The 20,241-nt window shown below is 28.6% G+C and carries 17 protein-coding genes and 1 pseudogene; 11 read left to right on the top strand and 7 right to left on the bottom strand.

Annotation, left to right across the window (positions count from 1 at the left end; translation table 11 throughout):
* The first annotated feature begins 53 nt into the window (after nt 1–53).
* From BJS11_RS04535 to BJS11_RS04505, 7 genes are all read left to right on the top strand, one after another.
* Nucleotides 54–575, top strand: coding sequence for a DUF5079 family protein (locus BJS11_RS04535; RefSeq protein WP_081333087.1), 522 nt, complete (start codon nt 54–56; stop codon nt 573–575).
* Nucleotides 576–652: 77 nt separating this feature from the next.
* The gene (locus BJS11_RS04530; protein ID WP_069995438.1) at nt 653–1,240 is read left to right on the top strand and encodes a DUF5080 family protein; all 588 of its coding nucleotides are present in this window, start codon (nt 653–655) and stop codon (nt 1,238–1,240) included.
* 106 nt (nt 1,241–1,346) lie between these two features.
* Nucleotides 1,347–2,024 (top strand): DUF5079 family protein, encoded by a 678-nt coding sequence (locus BJS11_RS04525; protein ID WP_069995439.1) that lies wholly within the window; start codon nt 1,347–1,349, stop codon nt 2,022–2,024.
* Nucleotides 2,025–2,054: 30 nt separating this feature from the next.
* The gene (locus BJS11_RS04520) at nt 2,055–2,666 is read left to right on the top strand and encodes a DUF5080 family protein (RefSeq protein WP_069995440.1); all 612 of its coding nucleotides are present in this window, start codon (nt 2,055–2,057) and stop codon (nt 2,664–2,666) included.
* 185 nt (nt 2,667–2,851) lie between these two features.
* A complete protein-coding gene (locus BJS11_RS04515; RefSeq protein WP_069995441.1) occupies nt 2,852–3,058 on the top strand; it encodes a hypothetical protein in 207 nt (68 codons plus the stop codon).
* 73 nt (nt 3,059–3,131) lie between these two features.
* Nucleotides 3,132–3,596 carry a DUF5083 family protein gene (locus tag BJS11_RS04510; RefSeq protein ID WP_069995442.1) on the top strand — a complete coding sequence of 155 codons (465 nt, stop codon included), beginning with the start codon at nt 3,132–3,134 and terminating at the stop codon, nt 3,594–3,596.
* A 61-nt stretch (nt 3,597–3,657) separates the two neighbouring features.
* A complete protein-coding gene (locus tag BJS11_RS04505) occupies nt 3,658–4,290 on the top strand; it encodes a DUF5079 family protein (RefSeq protein WP_069995443.1) in 633 nt (210 codons plus the stop codon).
* 314 nt (nt 4,291–4,604) lie between these two features.
* Here BJS11_RS04505 and BJS11_RS04500 read toward each other — a convergent pair whose 3' ends face one another.
* Nucleotides 4,605–5,438: an AraC family ligand binding domain-containing protein gene (locus BJS11_RS04500; RefSeq protein ID WP_069995444.1), complete on the bottom strand. Its 834-nt coding sequence runs from the start codon at nt 5,436–5,438 to the stop codon at nt 4,605–4,607.
* A gap of 171 nt (nt 5,439–5,609) precedes the next feature.
* Between BJS11_RS04500 and melB the strand changes: the two genes are divergently transcribed.
* Together melB and BJS11_RS04490 are read left to right on the top strand one after the other, a co-directional pair.
* Nucleotides 5,610–6,998 carry a melibiose:sodium transporter MelB gene (gene melB, locus BJS11_RS04495; RefSeq protein ID WP_069995445.1) on the top strand — a complete coding sequence of 463 codons (1,389 nt, stop codon included), beginning with the start codon at nt 5,610–5,612 and terminating at the stop codon, nt 6,996–6,998.
* Between the two features lie 13 nt (nt 6,999–7,011).
* The gene (locus BJS11_RS04490; protein ID WP_069995446.1) at nt 7,012–10,002 is read left to right on the top strand and encodes a glycoside hydrolase family 2 TIM barrel-domain containing protein; all 2,991 of its coding nucleotides are present in this window, start codon (nt 7,012–7,014) and stop codon (nt 10,000–10,002) included.
* 166 nt (nt 10,003–10,168) lie between these two features.
* On the opposite strand, the gene BJS11_RS04485 is transcribed toward BJS11_RS04490, so the two are convergent.
* The 3 genes and pseudogenes from BJS11_RS04485 to BJS11_RS14135 form a co-directional block, all read right to left on the bottom strand.
* Nucleotides 10,169–10,795 (bottom strand): DUF443 family protein, encoded by a 627-nt coding sequence (locus tag BJS11_RS04485; RefSeq protein WP_069995447.1) that lies wholly within the window; start codon nt 10,793–10,795, stop codon nt 10,169–10,171.
* Nucleotides 10,796–10,844: 49 nt separating this feature from the next.
* Nucleotides 10,845–11,399 (bottom strand): annotated as a pseudogene (locus tag BJS11_RS04480) (DUF443 family protein); the annotation flags it as partial.
* Between the two features lie 168 nt (nt 11,400–11,567).
* Nucleotides 11,568–12,212 carry a DUF443 family protein gene (locus BJS11_RS14135; RefSeq protein ID WP_069995448.1) on the bottom strand — a complete coding sequence of 215 codons (645 nt, stop codon included), beginning with the start codon at nt 12,210–12,212 and terminating at the stop codon, nt 11,568–11,570.
* A 362-nt stretch (nt 12,213–12,574) separates the two neighbouring features.
* Here BJS11_RS14135 and BJS11_RS04470 point away from each other — a divergent pair, with 362 nt between their 5' ends.
* On the top strand, nt 12,575–13,252 hold the full coding sequence (locus BJS11_RS04470) for a DUF5079 family protein (RefSeq protein ID WP_069995449.1): 678 nt from the start codon (nt 12,575–12,577) through the stop codon (nt 13,250–13,252).
* A gap of 355 nt (nt 13,253–13,607) precedes the next feature.
* Nucleotides 13,608–14,600 carry a hypothetical protein gene (locus tag BJS11_RS04465; RefSeq protein WP_069995450.1) on the top strand — a complete coding sequence of 331 codons (993 nt, stop codon included), beginning with the start codon at nt 13,608–13,610 and terminating at the stop codon, nt 14,598–14,600.
* A gap of 153 nt (nt 14,601–14,753) precedes the next feature.
* Here BJS11_RS04465 and BJS11_RS04460 read toward each other — a convergent pair whose 3' ends face one another.
* The 3 genes from BJS11_RS04460 to BJS11_RS04450 all read right to left on the bottom strand — a co-directional run bounded on the left by BJS11_RS04460 (nt 14,754) and on the right by BJS11_RS04450 (nt 20,116).
* Nucleotides 14,754–17,840: a choice-of-anchor I family protein gene (locus BJS11_RS04460; RefSeq protein WP_069995451.1), complete on the bottom strand. Its 3,087-nt coding sequence runs from the start codon at nt 17,838–17,840 to the stop codon at nt 14,754–14,756.
* 127 nt (nt 17,841–17,967) lie between these two features.
* Complete coding sequence (locus BJS11_RS04455; protein WP_069995452.1) at nt 17,968–19,446, bottom strand: sensor histidine kinase; 1,479 nt, start codon at nt 19,444–19,446, stop codon at nt 17,968–17,970.
* Nucleotides 19,439–20,116: a response regulator transcription factor gene (locus BJS11_RS04450; RefSeq protein ID WP_069995453.1), complete on the bottom strand. Its 678-nt coding sequence runs from the start codon at nt 20,114–20,116 to the stop codon at nt 19,439–19,441. The genes BJS11_RS04455 and BJS11_RS04450 overlap by 8 nt, the downstream gene beginning before the upstream one ends.
* Nucleotides 20,117–20,241 lie beyond the last annotated feature (125 nt).

Below are 20,241 nucleotides of genomic sequence, written 5' to 3'. Positions count from 1 at the left end.
TATTCTTCTATTTGATCATGTTTTTTCACGATAACTTAATATCAAAATAACCATTGTACATATATGTATTCGTTTTATTTTGGATTTTGATAAACATTATTTATTTTATACAGGAAAGAAATGAAAAATTTAAAACTAATAGAAGTTCAGTAATAAGATATTTAATTATTAATATACTTTGTGGATATAGTATTCCAACAGCAATGGCTTCAATTTATGTATTTGGAGCAACTGTAAATGGATTTGAAGTTTTTAATTATTGGATTTTAATTGTTGTTGCAATGTTTTTATCGTGGTTAGGTTTACACTTAATATTATGCAATGAATTTGAAATTGTTCAAAACACAAATGGCAATCTATCAAAAATAATTGGAGTGGCATTAAAAATATTAGCAATAGGTATACTTATATATTTAAAAGTCGTAGTGCCATCAACACAAGATGAAAATAAATTTATCTGGCTAAGCATTATACCAATTATTGCAATAGATGTATTTCTAGGTAGATCATATTTTAATTATGCATTGTTTTGCAATGAAGAAAAGGAAGTTAATAGTTCTTCGTTAAAAGAATGATTATGAACTTTAAGGTGTAGTTGGAAATGGATATTCATTATAGATACAAAATTTAAAAATATAGGGGTGGGAAATAGTTGGTATATATCGTATTAATAGGTTTGTTTATTATCTTTTATGTTGTTATATTTGTAAGTTTATTAAAATCTGAAGGTTTTTCGATTCTATCATTAATTATTGATATGTTTATTTTAATAGGATTAATAGTATTTTATATTATTGGCGGTAAATTAAATGGCCATGATTTAAGTAATGTTTTAATGTTTACACATTATGGTTCATATATTTATATGTATTTTGCTATTAAATACTTTTGGATAAAACCGAAATTGCTAAAATATCTGATTCAAAAAGATCAAGAACCAGAAAGTGAAGAATTAGAAAATCAAGAATTAGATATACAAACATCAAGAATTAGAGCAGTATATTATTTCATCATTGCTATAATCCTTATGGTTATTACAAAACTCAAAATGATAGAGACCCTAAAAGAAGATGTATTATCTATGAACCCCGTTTTTATATTTGTTGGATGTCTCATTATATTAATTTGGTTAGCTATCGATATTTATCGTAAGAAAAAATATGATATTTTTCTATATAAAACGATTGTCCCATTGATTGTAACAATATGGATAATTATCGGAACGATTATCTTGCAATAGGTCTCATTGAGCTTATTATTTTAATTTTCAGCACACATCGTTGGAACTCCATTGTTTGTGCAGTATTTTCAATGGTGTCTGCCTTGAATTAAGTTAAGGGGGATTTATGGACTTTAATAAAGAAATTGATGAGTTAAGAAAGCCAGCTACACAAGTAATGAGTTGTATAGCAATTGTGATAATAACTTTTAGTGGACTCACGTTATTCTATGGACTTGAATATAAGAATATACCCTTATATCTAAAGATACCAACTTTGATTGAAATACTAATTATAATATTAAGTTTGCTTCAATTTATAAGATTTATTAATTTTAAAAATTCTGAGAATCCTAATAAAAGGTTATTGAAAAGATATGCACAATTTCTCACAATTATTAATATTTTAGGTTCTTATAACGTTGCATTTGCATTTAATAATGTGTTTTATTTTGTGGCATTACAAAATTTCATAGATTTATATCATTTTTGGCTAGTATCCACACTATCAATATTGGTTTCATTTATACTTTGGACAATTGGAGTTATTTTAATGTTTATAGAATTCCCTAAATGGGATAAATTTATGAATGGTAAAAAAAGAACTTTTATAGGGATTGCATTAACTTTCATTGCTCAATTTATACATATTGAGAGAATTATAGAGTACATTTTGGCTCCTAATATTGCAGATTCAAAATTTATAATTGCTGGAATGATTTTTATGCTGTTAGGTATTTATTTAGTAACTTTCGAGTGGATTAGAAAATATGCTGATTTTAAAATCTTAGTATTAAAAGAGTAAGCAAATGTATTAGAACTATAAGGAGTTATTATGGAATATTTACTATTATTCATAGTGTTTGGTTTATACTATGTTGTTTATATCACTTCTGTAATGTATGCAGGAGGGTTGAAATTATTACAATTATTCGTTTATTTAGCTGTGGCTATCTTATATTTAATACCATTCTTGTTTATTAGTAATGACTATAATAGTATGCAGAATTATCTATTGATATTAAATATGGGTGTTGTATTGTATGCGTGGATGGCTATCAAAGGTTTTTGGTCTAAGCCTTTAAAATTAAAAATAGAGCAATTGACAAAAAGTCCTACTAAAACAGTTTCAGAAAATAAATATGAAAAAATAGAAGCGCTAACAATCACGTTAGAAGCTTCCAAATACAAGGCAATGATTTCTTTAGTCATTTCATTAATATTCATGATAACAATGACCGTTAAAGCGCCGCCACAACTCAGATCAGAATTTATGGAAGGTAATCCAATGGTGTGGGTATTGTTCTTTTTGATATTAGTGATTTACATAGTAATAGATATTGTTTTGTGGATTAAACGAAAGAAGTTCGCATTTATAGCAATTAGACCATTGTTTGTTATATTTTGGCTCATTTTACTACAAATTTTATTAGGATTTAATCAGTAGTAAGTTAAATGATTATGAAGGTATTTTATATTTTCAATACGCAAAATATTAATTATACATTTTGGTTGGAAGTACAATATAGATTATCCTGCACAAAAAATAGGAAATAATTTAGATGGATCATTTAATGATAATAAATTAGTAAAAAATAGGATTTAAATTAGAAAGATAAAGGAGTAGTTATTATGGAAAACAAAGGAAAAGGTTTAAAAGTATGGGCATGGGTATTTATCGTATTAACTGTAATTATGCCATTATTTGCGATTGGAAGCATAATTTGTAGTGTTAAATATAAGAAATATGATGCTGATAAAGGATCAAAATTATTAAACATTGCTATTATGGTAGGAATTATTGCATTCTTCTTAAATTTACTTAACTATTTTGTTTAATATAAGTACAAATTAAGTGCTTTTGAATTGAAATAATTTGATTCAAAAGTGTTTTTAATAGGAGATGAATATAGTGAAAGAAATAAAAAGTATAAATAAAAAATTACTAGCTTTTGAAATATTGCCATTTATAGTTTTTATATTTGGTTTACCATTACCGTTTATAGTACCACTATTTTTTACATATAATGATAAGCTTGTTAATACCTTGGCTTTGACTGTATTATTTACATTTATTATTGTCTATATAATAACTATAATCATCGAAATCATTACATATTTTTTATATACTCGTAAAATAACTTGTGATTCTTCAAATATAGAAATGTGTAATCGAGTGAAAGCAACAAAAGTATTATCCATACTGTATATGATCCCAATACTATATTTTATAGTATTTTACTTTAGACTACTGCATGTAAGATCTTTTAGAGAAAATAAGGTTTCAGGACAGCCAGCATATCATTTCTGGGAGTTCTTTTTAAAAGCGGATAAAAAACCATTCGAACTACAAGATTTGTTTCAAAATATTAAGTGAATAGCTACATATTTTGTTAATTTAAGTTATTATTTCAAGTTCAAAATAATAGGAGAATATAATGTCCACAGAGATTTTAAAAAACATAAAACTAGCATATATCACACCATTTTCTATTGTTATTAACATCTTAATTTTAATTTTTTATATTGTACCGTTTTTTGTATCAGGTAATGGGGATGCATTGCCACTATATCTTATTGTATTTATAGTGTTTTGGTTAACATGTGTGGTAGTTTCATTGATTCAAGAAAAAAGATATAGAAAAGTTAAAGTTTCAAAAATATCTGCAATAAGGTATTTAATAACCAATATATTATGTGCATATGTAATACCCTTAGCAGTAAGTACAATTTATGTGTTTGCTTCTGAATTAATGAATATACATGCTTTTGATATATGGTTAAGTTTGGTAATGTCTACATTTTTATCATGGTTAGGTATGCATATGATTTTATTTAGCGAGTTTCAAATTGGTGTATTATTTAAAAACCGTATCTTTAAATTGTTAGGATTGTTACTTGTAATTGGAGGATTTATATATGTTGCTTATTTAGGGTTTTATGTTCCTATGTATGATGAAGAATCGAATAAATTCATATGGATAAGTTTGATAATATTGATTGCTTCTCACGCATATATGATTAGACCTTACTTTAATTTAGGGTTATTTCTGGAAGAGTCTGGGACATAGTTTGACGTTTCAGATTCGTAATCAATTAGAGGACAGAGATGACTGAATTGAAAATGTAGAGTCTCACTGCATAATTCATTAAGTTAGTGAGACTTATAAATGAGCTTCAGCTCAGGTAAACCTTTCAATCCTAGTAATTCTTATCGGAGGACTACAGAATCTTTGTTAGAAAATTATATTTCTGTCACATATCCCATTAAATATTCAAGAATTATATAAACAAACAATTAAGTATTAACGTGCATGCTTTAGTTTTAATTATAGGTTTTCACCTTCAATTTGGCTAAAAATGATGATTTATACAATGCCTTATTTTATTTATTTTGTTGAAAATGAAAGCGATAAGCTGAAGCGCTAATCTCAAAATGTTTAGTGAAATTTTTGGAAAATAGCAAGGGATCACTATAACCAACTCTTTGAGAGATTTCGCTAACTAACAAATTGCTGTTTATTAAAAGTTGAGAGGCATGATACATACGTATATAAGTTAAGTACGATTTAGGTGAACAATTTAAATGTTTTTTAAAAAGTTTATACAAATAGCTTCTAGACATATTTACTGAATTTGTAACATCAGTAATCGTAATACCGTTTTGATAATGTGTATTGATAAACTCTATAGCGTGTTGAATATCTTCATTTACAATGTCTAATGGAACAGTGAAAGTTTTGGGGAATTTGTCTTGAAATGTATAAACAAGTTTGTATAAATACTGCATAATAAGTATATCGTTAGAATTAGTCGACTGAATATCTTTCGCTAATTTACAGAGCTTTTGAATAATCACTTTAATGTCTTGTGTATCTTTTCCGATAATGACATGAGTGTCTACAATATAAGAACGCATTAAATAATTTAATAATTGCTTACCATTAATTCCCACCCAATAGTATGTCCATGGATTTGAAAATGAGGGCATATACTTCACTGACATACCACGCTCAAGTAAAAAAATATCTCCCTTTTTTAAGTGATATATTTCATTATTATATTTAAAGACACCCTCACCATCAGTCACTATATGTAGTACAGATTGTTGAAGCACCGTGTAATCATAGCCAACATTAGGGATACCAATTTCAATACCACATTCAGCTAAATTGGCATCTACTAATTTCTTTTGAAATTTCTTCCATAATATCTGCATAAAATCCCTCTTAATGAATATCATATTAATTTATTTATATCTTAATAGAAAAGGAAACATTTTGCCATATAAAGGCATCATTATGCTATTCATGACTATATTGGCTATTGATAAAATAAAATCGACCAAAATTGGAAGCGCTTTAATTAGATAAACGTAGAGGTGGATATTATGAATAGATATTTAACAACAAAGCAAAAATATGCCTTTGGATTTGGCGCAATAGGTAAAGATGCCATTTTTAATATTGTTGGTGTATTTTTAATGTTTTACATTACTGACATTGTCGGACTTTCTCCAGCTTTTGTAGGCGTTATGTTGTTCGTAGCACGTATTTGGGATGCAATCAATGATCCTATTATGGGAATGATTGTAGATAATACCAGAAATGAATTTGGTAAATTTAAAACATGGTTAGTGATAGGGACATTAGCAAATGCACTTGTAACTGTTTTACTTTTTACAAATTTTGATTTACCACAAACACTTATGTACATATATATTTCATTTATGTATATTTCCTGGGGAATGACATACACAATGATGGATATTCCGTATTGGTCTTGGTTGCCTAATTTAACGCATAATCCAAGGGAACGTGAAGAAATTTCTGTCATACCAAGATTTTTTGCTAGTCTTGCGGCTTTTACAGTTGGAACATTTGGCTTGTTTTTTATTCATCAATTAGGTGATGTGTTCGGTAATGGCAGTGATTCAATAGGTATTTTTATATTTGCTATCATTTGTAGTTTGGTTTTTATATTTACCATTGCAGTAACAGTTTTTAAAGTACCCGAAGACAAAGAGTTAGAGAAACAAATAGGAATTAAAGTTAATTTCAAAGATATTGGAAGAATTTTATTTAAAAATAAAGAACTACTAGCCATCATGGGCGTACTATTAACATTCAATTTATGTTTACAAACTTTGAATGGTTCCATTATTTATTACTTTAAATATGTTGTAAATGCAGAGCATTTATTTTCAATTTTTAACGCTATGATTTTATGCGAAATGGCGGGACTTTTATTGTTACCTAAATTCATAAAATGGATAGGTAGAACTCGCGCATTTAATACAGCGATTGTATGTATTGTTTTAGGACTGATTATAATATTAATAGCCGGATATATTGCACCAAAGAGTACATTATTTATTATCATAGGTGCTGGTATATTAAGGATTGGGTCAGGGTTTATGATTGGTATTACTACAGTTTCATTAGCAGATGTTATTGACTATGGGGAGGTAAAATTTGGTCAGCGTAATGAAAGTATAATTACGTCTACCAATACATTTTTGACTAAAGCATCACAAGCAGTAGCAGCTTTGATTGTTGGTATTGGTTTATCAATATTAGGTTATACGCCTAATGCAACTCAGTCAGTTGTAACGATTAATGGACTACGTATCATGATTATTGTAGCGCCATTAGTATTTGTGGGATTATCTGCTTTTCTATATCATAAAGCTTTTAATTTAAAAGGAAATTTTCTAATAGATATAGAGAGAACCTTGCAATATAAACGCCAGAGGGAACATAGAGAACGTATTAAATAAGGAGAGATGTCATATGTTCAAAGAAAGTTACCATGAAAATTTAGAAACGCAACATATTAATTTGCTACCAAGAAGAGCTTTTTATATACCATATAAACATGGAGAACAAAATTATAAATTAGAAACAAGATATGCGACACAGAATGTAACATTATTAAATGGAACTTGGCAGTTTAAATTATATCAATCTTTTGAATCATGTATGGAAAGACGAAAACATAAGAAGAATAATACTATAGAAGTTCCTTCTGTTTGGAATTTGTATGGTTATGATCAAATACAATATTTAAATACACAGTATCCAATACCATTCACCCCGCCATATATACCTGAAGATAATCCATGTGGTCTTTATTCACGCTCCTTTGAAATTCTGGATTATGATGAAGAAAATGAGTTTCATTTGAACTTTGAAGGAGTAGATAGTGCGTTTTATGTATGGATAAATAACAATTTTGTTGGATATAGCCAAATTGCACATGCTATTTCAGAATTTGATATTACTGATTATGTTCATAATGGGAAAAATTTTATTGAAGTCGTTGTACTTAAATATTCAGATGGTACTTACTTTGAAAATCAAGACATGTTTCGTCATTCAGGTATTTTTAGAGATGTATATATATTAAAACGTGCTAAATCACGCATAGATGATTTTCAAATTGAAACAACTGTAGATTATGACAAGTGTGAAGGAAATATCAAATTTAAAATGAAAAGAAAATGTGATTTAGATATTTTTGATTTGTATTTATATGATTTTGAAGGAACTGAAATAGAACACGTTACAATTACAAACCAGCATCAGTTTATACTTAAACAACCAGAACTGTGGTCGGCGGAACACCCGGTATTATATACTTTATTGATTGTTACTAAAAATGAAGTAATAACTCAAAAAATAGGAATTAGAGAAGTTAAAATACAAGATAATCAACTGTATATAAATGGACAATCAATTAAATTGAGAGGGACAAATTATCACGATAGCCATCCACAGTCAGGATATGTAATGAGTGAAGCAGATTTTAAAAAAGATTTAGCATTAATGAAACAAGGAAATTTTAATGCAATAAGAACTGCACATTATCCGAAAGCACCTTTATTTTATGAAATGACAGATCAGTATGGATTTTATGTAATGAGTGAAGCGGATATAGAAACACATGGCGTTGTTAGGTTATATGGAGAAGAAAACACTGAACACTTTAATATTATTACAGATGACAAGAAGTATGAAACACCAATTATTGAGCGTATTGAGTCTTCTATTATCCCATTAAAAAATTATAGTTCAATTATTTCTTGGTCACTAGGTAATGAATCAGGTTTTGGAATTAATATGGTTAAGGGACTAATGCGTGCTAAATCATTAGATTCAACACGCCCAATTCATTATGAAGGTGCGTTGTATAGAGATAAAGAAAAAAAGTATGATTTATCCAATATAGATATGATTAGTAGAATGTATGCATCCCCGGAAGAGATAGAAGAAACTTATTTGAAAAATTCTAGTTTAGACAAGCCATTTGTATTATGTGAATATGCGCATGCTATGGGTAATTCACCGGGCGACCTTCATGCATATCAAAATTTAATGGAAAAGTATGAATGTTTTATTGGAGGTTTTGTTTGGGAATGGTGTGATCATGCTATTCAAACTGGTTTGAAAGACGGAGAACCTATATTTAGATATGGAGGAGATTTTGGTGAATCAATACATGATGGCAATTTTTGTGTGGATGGTATTGTATCACCAGATCGAATCCCTCATGAGGGGTATTATGAATTCAAACAGGAACATAGTCCTTTAAAAATCGTGCATCAAGATGATTATCAAGTGACTTTAAAGAATAAACTTGATTTTACAAATGCACAAGATTTTTTAACGGTAGATGGTGTAGCTACTTATAGAAATGGAATAAAGAAAAAGTTTACTCTCCCATTAAATTCATTTCTACCACATACAGAAAAAACGTTTGATCTAAGAGATTATATAGATATAAACGATATTAGCGATGTAGTACTGCATTACAAATTAACTAGTGAAGATGCATGGCGTCCAAGATATTTTGAAGTTGGGCATGATCAAATCACTTATCACAGACGAACATTCATTTCTAAAAAAGTAGAGAAAATGGACATTAAATGTGAAGAGTTCTCAGATAAAATAAGTGTTTCTGTTGGTGATATAAATCAATATTGTTTTGATAAACGATGCGGATCACTTGAATCATTAGTGCATAAAGGTGAAGTAGTTTTAGATAAGCAAACTGAAAATAATATTTGGCGTGCACCTATAGACAATGATGCGTATATTAAAGAAAAATGGTTATATGCTGGTTATGATGTCGCTCAAACGCGTGTGAAAAGCTATAAAATATTGAAAAGTAAGACTGAGGTACGTCTTATTTTTGACATTGAGATAGTATCTGTAGCAGTTCCCCCGATACTATATGGAAACATGATATGGACAATAAAGCAAAATGGAACGATTAATATTAAGTACGATTTAGAAAAAAATACGATTGCACCATACTTACCTAGGTTCGGGATACTATTCAAGCTACCTTCAACCTTTGAAACAATTAATTATTATGGTAATGGACCGATGAGCAGCTATCAAGATAAAGGTATTGCACCATATTTAGATATGTTTGAAACAACAGTGACATGTAATGGAGATGTGTATATAAGACCTCAAGAGACAGGTAGTCACAATCAAACAACGTTCGTAAATATAATGAATGATAAACATTGCGTTATTATCAATAGTGAAGAAACCTTTAGCTTTAATGTTTCTCATTATTCGTTGGAACAATTAACTAAAGTAAAACATAATGATCAATTAGTAAAAGAAGATCAAACTTACTTATTTATTGACTATAAACAAAGTGGAATAGGATCCAATAGTTGTGGTCCAGAATTAAATAAAGCATACCAGTTTAATGATCAAAACATAACATTTAGTTTTAATTTAGAAATCGATAATTTTAAAAAATGAATATGTTTTGGCAGTTTATTAACGACGTTTTGTCTATAAAAATACATCAAGCAACTTTTCAATGTTGCTTGATGTATTTTTGTATTCAGAGACAAATGATATAGAAATTTTAAGTAATTTAGCACCTAATATTTTGAAATGACTGTCCTCACATTATTAATATGTATTAGTTGTATACCTTTGCTTTTAATTTCCCGACACTTATAGATAGAATGTTGGAAAATGTTAAAGCTAATATCATAATTATCCATGCAAAATAAAAAACTAAATTCACTTCTAATTCTATTAAAAACATGTAAACACCTAAACTAGAAAAGAATAGTGTCATAAAATAAAATAAGATTAAAGCTATAAAATTTTTAGAATTAGGTATTAATTTAATCTTTGTTCTAGTATTATTTTTTAATTGTTTTGACAATGAATATTTTCTTCTCATTATAATGTGTAAAGAGATTACAGCAATAAGTGTTAAAAGAACAAGAATGATTGCAATTGATGGATTAACTGGAAAATCTACTGTTTTCATAATTGGTCTTAAAATAGCAGCTAATAATATTGATGATCCACATACAAATAAAAAGTAATTTGTCTTTGAATTTGATTGTTGATTAGTACTTTGCAAATCAATATATGTAGTTTTATCAACTTTATAGCAAGTTTTAGGGAACCAATTAATCATTGGGAAGATATAAGAAATAATATTGCACTGCAAATCTATTAAATAGTATTGATTTTCTATATACAAAAATTTATATCTAGGATTCTTTAGCAAAGAAATAACGTAACCTATCAATATTATCGACTCCTTTTCATATTCATGTATAAATAATTTTCAAATTCATTTATATTAATTTGGCATATACTTTTGTATCTATTATTGAAAACATATTTAAGAATGAAAATATAGTGAAAATCATTCCCCAACAAATAAAAACTAGTATATTTGACTTGTTTGCTATTATTAAAACCTCTATTAGACCGAATGAAAGAAAGCCAAATAAAATATAGGTAAAAAGTAATAATACTGTGTTTTTAAAAGTAGGGATAAGTATTATTTTTTGATTGCTTTGAGTGAAATTGTATTTTTTAATAGTTAATTTTTTATATAAGTGCACATGCAAAAAAATGATTGAAAGGAAAATTAATACACAAATAATAATAGAAGTCATTCTTCCTAAGTGAATATCAAATGTTGCTGATATTGGTCGGAGAAGTGCGCTTATGAGCACACCTATGCCACTTGCAAATAATGCTTTAGAATTATCTTTATTTGGAATAACCAAATCTAAATTATCAACTTCATCCTTAGTTAATTTTTCATAAGTTTTTGGTATAAACCAATTAATCATTGGAAACATAAACGATAACCAGTTACTAGTTAAATTGACTAGATAATATTCATTTTTATATTATATAATTCTGTACTTTGTATTTTTAGTTATATTTATAGAATTACAAAGCAAATTTCACCACTCCATCTCATAGGTTATTAGACATTTTGGAAAGTTCATTATATTTTTACGTTTATATTTAATGTTTTATCTAATAATCATTAACGGTAAAACCTATTTCAAATATATTTTCGCGTGTTGATGAGAATATAAAACTCTATTGCTTTGAAGAAATAAATATAACATCAACATACTTATGATAGATATTAGTATATTTGGTTTTTCTTTTAATAAGAAGCCATATAAAATTAAAAAGTAACAGAAACCAAAAAATAAGTAACAACTTAGACTTAGAAAAATGATCCTTAATTTAGGTATAATGAAAACTCTTTTTACTGATATGTATTTAGTTTTCATGAAAACTTTCTTCTCTTTGTGACTGTTAAAAAATCTAAGTAAAACAATAGGTAAGTTTGTTAATATTAGCAATAATATTATCATATAAATATTTATATTTAGGTCTGTATTATTGACAAGTGGTCTTAATAAAACACTAAAAAAAATAGAAGTACCTGAAATTAACCAAAAATACTTTCCAAACGTTTCTCTATTTGTATCTTGACTTTCCATTAAATTTTTTGCAGTTTGATATTCAATTTCCATTACTTTACGTGGAGTAATATAGTTGATAAATGGTAAAATTAAAGAAAATTTATTTGAATCTAAGTCTAGAATATAATATTTATTTTCACTTGTTATTAATTTATATCGCTTATTGTTATCTACAGGTTGAATATATCCTTTTTTAATATGTAGCACTCCCAATTCATCGGATAGATTTGATTTTATTAAATCATTTGTATATTTAAACTATGTAATCTTTCAAATCATACATAGATTTATAAATTTAGGGTTTAACATTGATTATAACAAAAACTGATTAAGGCAATATAATCAAAATAAAAATATAACAGAGATTTGCATATTTATCATACTATCTAAATAACTTGTAAAAGTATATATATTTTAATAGATTGATTATTATTTTATGTAAAATTAACTTTCCAAACATTAAATTTAACTATGATATATGTGTAAGAAATAAACGGATTTGTATATAATTAAAGAGATTAGAAAACTTTAGAATTTAGTTTTGATTTTTTATATAGTGAGGAGTATATATGGATATTAATAAAAGTATTGATGAGTTAAGAAAACCAGCTACACAAGTGGTAAGTTTATTTGCTTTACTTATGATTCTGCTTTCAAGTGTTACACTTTTTAATGGTTTAGATTATGACAGATTACCAAACTATTTGAAGTTAATAACTATAATAGAGTTAGTTTTGATTTTTATGAGTTTATTACAATTTTTTAGATTTATAAATTTCGAAAAAGACAGTTATAAAAATAAGAAAACATTAAAAAGGTATGCTAAGTTTTTAACTGCTATTAATGTTATAGGTACTTTCAATGCTGCATTTGCATTTTCAAACGTATTTTATTATATAGCAGTTCAAAATTATGTGGATTTATATCACTATTGGTTGCTTTCTACGATATCTATGATTGTATGTTTGGTATTATTGTCAATTGGGGCAATATTAATGTATATAGAAATGCCTAAAGTAGAGAGATATGTTTCTGGGAAAACAAAGACTTTAATAGGTATTGGATTAGTATTCTTATCATTCTTACTATATTTAGAAAGGGTAGTAGAGTATTTTTTAGTACCTAACATTGCAGAATCTAAATTTATGGTATTAGGGTCGATTTTAATACTACTAGGTGTTTATTTAGTGTCTTTTACATGGATTACTAAGTACGCAGATTTCAAAATTTTAGTACTAAAAGAATGAGTATAAAAACGGTGTAGTAATATACATAAAAAAATGATGGTATAGGTAATGGCACAATTAAATGACATAGTAATGTACAGCACACACCTCAGGTTAAGATTCATACTTTGGGTGTGTATTTATTTATAATCAAAAAATACAAAAGGGAAGTACGCTTATAAATTGTTCGAGTCAAATAATTAAAATTTTATTGTTAAAATATGTAGATATATAACACACTATATATTATTATGGTTATAATAAGTTTGACTAATAAAGTAGTATGATTAAAATAGTGGCACTTTTATTTATGTGATTCAAAATACTTTATATGTTTAAAAAATAATTATTAAAAACTAAATAAGGGGATAACGAGATGAGGATTTTATTGGGGTATATGATTGTATCAATGGTGTTAGGTTTAGCGGGTTATTCTTCTATGAAGGATTTTTATGATGAGTTGGCGGATAAACCTGAGAAAAAACAACATACAACGGCTAAAAAAGATAGTGATAGTGCAAAAGTAGAAGATGGTGCTACTAGTAAAGAGGAACAATATAAGAAAGTTCAAGAAGATGTTGGTACTGCTGATCGATTACCTATTTTAGAAAAATTAGATCCTTTAATGACTAAAAAAGCATTCACTAATGAAATTGGTATGAGAGGTTGGGAAGATTATAAAAAATTAATGGATGAGGTCAAATTGGCAGATAGTAAATTTGTCGAAGAATCAGAAGGATCTTCCGTAAAAGAAGTAGACGCGTTTTTCAAAGATAAAAAAGGTGTTCAACGTAAAGAAATGAATTCCGGAGAGAAAGGTGTCAAACAGATAGATTATTGGTATGTCGACAAGAGTGGGAAGAAACAAGGGAAATCTGATATACCAGTATTCTATGCTGAGATTTTAACAAAATTTAAAGACGACAAATTAATTTCAGTATCAGTAGAACCAGGTGCTTATACAGTGAAACCTGAAAATATAATTAAACAAAGTGAATTTGAGGATGCAAAAACGATAGATGATTTACTGAATATTAAAAATCCTAAACCGATGTCATATGGTGTAGTTCAAATGGAGTACGAAGGGTTCCCATTAACCAATGTATCTGTTTTAACAAATGATGGAAGTAAAGAAAGTGCGCTAGATTCAGCGGTTATGGCTTATTTTACTATGTCGCCTATTGTATATAATGATGACGATAAACACTTACTTATGAATGTGGGTGCCATACCATTTACAGAAGCAGCTAAAGACTTTGGGAATACTTCATATGTTGCTTTGTATCACTATATTAGACAGATGGAGAAAGATGGCTCAGATGATATCGGTGATCAAGCCGATCAAGCCGAAAATCTTTCCTACGAATAAATGACCAATAATTGAGTTAAATTGAAGCAAAGGTTAGTATGTTTCATTTTTAAATTTTAACCATAATAGAAGCGGAGACATTTCATTTAGAAGTGTCCCCGCTTTATTTGATGTCATCATTAACTCTTGTGTTAGAAAATTGAAATGACTGTGCTATTTTGTTTTTGTTTTTTGTTTTCTACCTATTAATAACAAGCAAGCACCTAAAATCAATGTGCTCCATATTGGTGCTTGATTTGGTGTTTTACCCGTATCCGGTAATTGATTTGCATTATTTAATTGTTGACCAGACTTCGAACTGCTAGCGTTATCTGAAGCTGCATTTGAAGACATAGCTGCTTGGTGTTGAATAGCATTTTGATGTGTCATATTTGTTGATGCTGTTGTACTAGATTGCGCGATATTTGAATCTGTGTGTGCTTGATTCACCCAATTATTAAATTCTGCATCAATGGGTTGTTCACTTTGCCCATGCACATCGTCTGTTTGGTTCACCCAATTGTTGAATTCAGTATCAGTCATTTGACCATGGTTGTTATTAGCATTGTGAGGCGTCTCTGAATCTGTATCTTGTCCAGAATTTGGCATATCAGGATTGTTTTCGTGATGCCCATTATTTGAATTATTCGAACCATTTTCATTATGATTGCCGTTATCGTGATGCCCTTCATTTTCGCCATTATCACCATTCGGATTATTAGAGTCTGGTTGGTCTGTTTCAGAAAGGTCATCTAATGTGTAAGTCGACGTTGTACCAGATAATTCGTAAGAGACTATTAGCATTGCTTTTCCATTTGGACTATCTTCTGCAGGGATAAATGTAACGCCTTCAGGTGAAATGTCTTTATTTTCTGGGTCATAAACATATTTTACAAATTCAGGGTAGGTAGGGTCTGTAATGTCATAAATCATAATACCACCTGTTCGTTCTAATCCAACGAAGGCATAAGTTTTGTCACCGACTGCACCCACTTCAATAGACTCTACTTCAGGTCCCTTATCATCGCTTCGACCATCGACTTCAATGTAATTGTAATCTTCATAATTGGCATTAAATCTCTCAGGTAGGATATCTTTGATGCGTTCCTCAATGTCTTTTCCACTATCATACACTAGGGATAAATCAGAGCCTTTTACTATTGAAAATGATCTTCCACCGAATGAGACAAGCGCTTTATATTTTCCATTTTCATCTCTAAATTTATGAGAAGTTGTGACTTTAAGTCGACCTAACTGGTCATCGTCAAATAGTCCATTTGCTACAAGTTCATCTAATTCAGCTTGTGTATAGCCTTTATAATATTTAGCGTCTAGTTCAATATCCTCTTTGATATCTTTGACACGAACTTCTTCTGAATAGCCGTCATAATCTTGAGAGTCACCTTCGTTAGCAATCAATAGATAAGTCTCACCATTATGTTCATAAGACGTAATTGTATCTGGTTGTAACATACCTAATACTGGTACAGTGCGTAATTCTTTTTTTCCATCTTTGTCTGAAGGGTCCATTGCATTTTCAGGTAAAGAATGATCCTTATATGGTAATCCTTGAACTTTTGTAAATTCACCTTCTTTAATATCTAATTTCGCAATCGCACTTGATTCTTGGATTGTGATATAAGCATACTTACCACTTTTATCAACGGCGATGAATTCTGGTTCTAAATTTAAGTAAGCATCATCTTTGTTTGGACCTAATTTGCGGATTGAATCATTAATATGTGCTTTCGTCAGGGAAGCGGTACGCACATTTTTAGATTTTAAGTGTGCCGGGTCACCAGATGTATCAATTATTGAGACAGAACCTTCGGGGTTAGTCTTATAATCATCTGAAGGCTCGCCTTCGTTGGCAACAAGTAAATGTTTACCATCTTTTGTGAATGTAAGCATGTCAGGTAGACTGCCTATCGTCAAATTACTTAGATATTTTCCATCTTCAGTATAAAACACAACGTGTCCGGGTTGCGTTTTGTCTTTCGCAGGTGCGGAAAGTGCAATGTACTTGCCACTTGGATGAACTGCCACACTTGTTAAGTCACCTGATGCAATACCAGCATCCTGTAAGTAAATGCGTTTGACAAGATTGATCTTTTTATTTTTCGTATTTTTGATATCTAAAATATCTAATGCTTCTTTGTCTCCGTTTATCGAATAAGCATAACCATTTTTCGTATTATATTTTACAATTTCAGTGCCGCCTTTTCCAAAATTCGAACCACTTTCGTAACGACCTGAGTGATTAATACTTAAAGAAGACTTGTCTGATGTCTTACGCGTTTTGTTACTCGTAGTTGAGTTTGATGAAACATTACTTAATGTAGCTTTAGGTGCCTTATCTTGCTTCGCTGCATCTTTCTGAATTTTGTTATAAAGCTGTTTGCGTTCTTTCGTAGATAGTGTTTCGATCTTTTTTGTATTTAGGTTTTTGTTGAAAGATGTCTTATTTGTATGGATTTCTTCATTTTTATTATTTTGACTTTCATTAGGTGTGCTTGCAACAGCTTGTTCTGAAGTAGGTGCTTCTGCTTGGATAGCTTCATTATTAGTACGTTTTTTTACTGAGTTAGATGGTTGGTTAGTATCATTAGTTGTTTTAGTTGTTTGTTTCTGTTGGTTAGAAGTAACATTATCATCTGTTTGAGTTGTTTCACTTTCATTTGAGTTAGCCTGTTTATGTAATCGTGACTTTTCATTATTAGATTGTTCAGGTGTAGTTGGTTTTTCTGGCGTACTTTTAACAGGCTGTTCCTCTTTTTGTTTATCTACCGAAAATTCTGGATCAATACTAGGTTCATTAGTTAAATTTGCATCATTATTTTTTGGTTTATTTGTTTCGTTATTTTTATCAGAAATGTTTTTAGTGTTGTTTTTGTTGGCAGTAGCTTGCGTATCAGTTTCTTGCTGTACATTTTTACTGTCGCTAACAATTTCTTCTTTTGGTGTATTAGCTACTTTAGTCTCTTGTTGTTCAAGTTGGTTATCACTAGTATTTTGATTTTGACTTTGAGTAACGTGTTGTCGTTCTATATTAGATGATTCAGCGGTTTGGTCGACCGCATTTTCATTATTTGATGTTTCAATTGTATTTGTTGATTGCTGCTTTTGAGTTGAACTAATTTCATCAGCAGATGCGTCGTTGTGTGCACTTACGAATAGACAAGTACCAATAACGATTGAAGCGGCTCCCATTGCGCTTGTACGTATAGAATATCTTGTGTTTTTTTTAATATGTTTAAACATAAAATCCCCCTAAATAGTTAAAATCCCTTACTTTTTAATTATCTCATTGTTATGTTTGGTGATTATTACTAAAAAATAAAGAATTCGTAAATGATTAGAGGGAAAGAGTGCAATAGTATCATCAGTATTAAGTGTTTTGTTTTAACCAAATAGTAAATGAAGCACCTTTGACTGAGTTATTAATTTTTATTATTCCGTCATGAAATTTTACTGAGTCATATATAATAGAAAAACCTAATCCACTATTTTGTATATTCATTTTAGTTGTGTAATTAGTATTAATTAAATCTGGCAGTTTTTTATTTCCTAAGCCATTTCCATCATCAAAATAATTTATTTTTAAATATTTATTGTCTTCGGAGAAAATGATATTGATATTAGGATTTTGTTTATTATGTTCGATACTGTTACTAATTAAATTGATTAATAATCGTTCAAAATAAAGCTTATTACCGTAAAAGGATATATCTTTTGGCATTTCAAAAGATATATTTATTTTGTTGTATCCTAAGGTTTTATTTATTTTCATTATTGTTTGATATAAATTGAATCGTTCTTTTTGTATTTCCATTTGTTGAGTTTCCATATTAAAATCTGAATTTAATTTGTCTATTAAAGTATTCATATATTCAGCTTTATTGGAAATTAACTTTAAATATTTATTTTCTTCAAAGTTATTAGAAGAAAGTAATTTAGAATAGCCATAAATTGAAGTTAATGGAGATTTTAAATCATGAGATATTTGAGAAATCCATTTACGTTTATAATATTGAATACGTTCTTGATAAAATTTATCTTCCAGGAGTTGGTTATTTAATGCAGTAATTGAAGTGTTTAGCTCTTTATAAGTTTTTTGTATTTTCTTATGATTATATTTAGATTCAGGTTTATAAAGCTTTCCTTTTGCTAAATTTTCTACCCAGTTAATATGGAAAATAAGTGGGTTGGATAAACGTTTAGATAAGATTATTGAAATAATGATTGAGATTAATAAGTTGCTAATTATTATTACTAAGATCCATAACCATAGATTTATATTTGTAGCATTACCAATAGTATCATCAACATATTTCCGTTGTGTTGTATTTTTAATAAAATTTAAGTGATTATTTTCGATATTAAAGTGATATTTATTTAATCCTTCATTTTCAGTACTTTGAATCAATTGTTGTGTGTTGATGCTATTTTTATTTTTAATATGTACCTTTTCTTCATTTTCGAAAATATATATTAAATAAACATATTTGTTTTCAGGAGAACTAAGATAACGTATAGAATTTGTGTGGTATATATTGTTCAATATTTTGCTTTTAATATTTCCAGTTTCATTAGGATAAATATAATTTCCTTGTTTGTCGACAATGTAAATTTCAGCGTTTTCCTTTTTTGCCATTCGCTTTACATTAGGTGAAGGGGCTGGTTTATCATCTTGCGTATCTTTTAATTGCAATTCTAAAAAAGCACTATCTAAATCATTTAACTCCGTTTGTGTACCTAAGGAAAGAATATATATAAAACCTATAAATCCGGTAATAAAGAGTATCGTTGAAATTATAAAATAGAGTAAGATGTATTTTATGAACTTAAAAGTAAAGCGCTTATTCATTATAATCCCCTTTGAAAATATAGCCTTTTGAGCGAACTGTCTTAATTACTTTAGGATTTTGTGGGTCTCTTTCAATTTTTTTGCGCAATGTTCTAATGTGAACCATTAATGTATTATCATCAACGCTTGTTTCAAATCCCCATACATTTTCGTACAATTGATCTTTAGATAATATTTGGTTTTTATTATGGATGAAAAATGAAAGTAAATCATATTCTCTAGCTGTTAAGTTAATTAAATGATCGTTTATCCAAATTTCTGCAGTATCGAAGTTAATTAAAATACGACCATCACTATAGTAGTTTGAGCGATTATCTTGAATGTGTGCAGACACCCTATAAGTGAGTTCCATTGGATCAAAAGGTTTCTTTATATAATCCACTGCACCTTCTTCAAATCCTTTGTAAACATCCAAGTTAGAATCTTTTGCGGAGACAATGAAGATCTTAGTCTTAAAAGTATTGATATATTTAAGCAACTCATATCCATCTTCCGAATTTAAATTTAAATCTAACAAAATAATATCAAAATCATTGTCTGATATTTGTAGTTTGGCATCTTTTAAACTATTTGCAGTCATTAGACTACCCAGATTTTTGTTTTTTAATGAAAGGACAATTAATTCTTGAATATCTAAATCATCTTCTACTATTAATATTTTAGGTAACATTTTAAACACCTCATATATTATTGTATAAATAAAATTTATACATTTCTATATATTGCTAATAATTTAAGGTAGATTTAAGGTGAACATAATTATGATTTAAGCATCGAACGATATAATATTTTTTG

Origin of the sequence: Staphylococcus caeli (assembly GCF_900097965.1) — a bacterium.
GTDB lineage: Bacteria > Bacillota > Bacilli > Staphylococcales > Staphylococcaceae > Staphylococcus > Staphylococcus caeli.
The sequence above is the reverse complement of the archived record's forward strand: the minus strand, read 5'-3'. Positions and strand labels throughout refer to the sequence as shown.

Excerpts from the sequence above, each read along its gene's own strand:
- BJS11_RS04520 (WP_069995440.1), top strand. The coding sequence starts at position 2,055 with ATGGAATATTTACTATTATTCATAGTGTTTGGTTTATACTATGTTGTT.
- BJS11_RS04465 (WP_069995450.1), top strand. The coding sequence starts at position 13,608 with ATGAGGATTTTATTGGGGTATATGATTGTATCAATGGTGTTAGGTTTA.
- melB (WP_069995445.1), top strand. The coding sequence starts at position 5,610 with ATGAATAGATATTTAACAACAAAGCAAAAATATGCCTTTGGATTTGGC.
- BJS11_RS04515 (WP_069995441.1), top strand. The coding sequence starts at position 2,852 with ATGGAAAACAAAGGAAAAGGTTTAAAAGTATGGGCATGGGTATTTATC.
- BJS11_RS04505 (WP_069995443.1), top strand. The coding sequence starts at position 3,658 with ATGTCCACAGAGATTTTAAAAAACATAAAACTAGCATATATCACACCA.
- BJS11_RS04500 (WP_069995444.1), bottom strand. The coding sequence starts at position 5,438 with ATGCAGATATTATGGAAGAAATTTCAAAAGAAATTAGTAGATGCCAAT.
- BJS11_RS04490 (WP_069995446.1), top strand. The coding sequence starts at position 7,012 with ATGTTCAAAGAAAGTTACCATGAAAATTTAGAAACGCAACATATTAAT.
- BJS11_RS04450 (WP_069995453.1), bottom strand. The coding sequence starts at position 20,116 with ATGTTACCTAAAATATTAATAGTAGAAGATGATTTAGATATTCAAGAA.
- BJS11_RS04470 (WP_069995449.1), top strand. The coding sequence starts at position 12,575 with ATGGATATTAATAAAAGTATTGATGAGTTAAGAAAACCAGCTACACAA.
- BJS11_RS04460 (WP_069995451.1), bottom strand. The coding sequence starts at position 17,840 with ATGTTTAAACATATTAAAAAAAACACAAGATATTCTATACGTACAAGC.
- BJS11_RS04455 (WP_069995452.1), bottom strand. The coding sequence starts at position 19,446 with ATGAATAAGCGCTTTACTTTTAAGTTCATAAAATACATCTTACTCTAT.
- BJS11_RS04525 (WP_069995439.1), top strand. The coding sequence starts at position 1,347 with ATGGACTTTAATAAAGAAATTGATGAGTTAAGAAAGCCAGCTACACAA.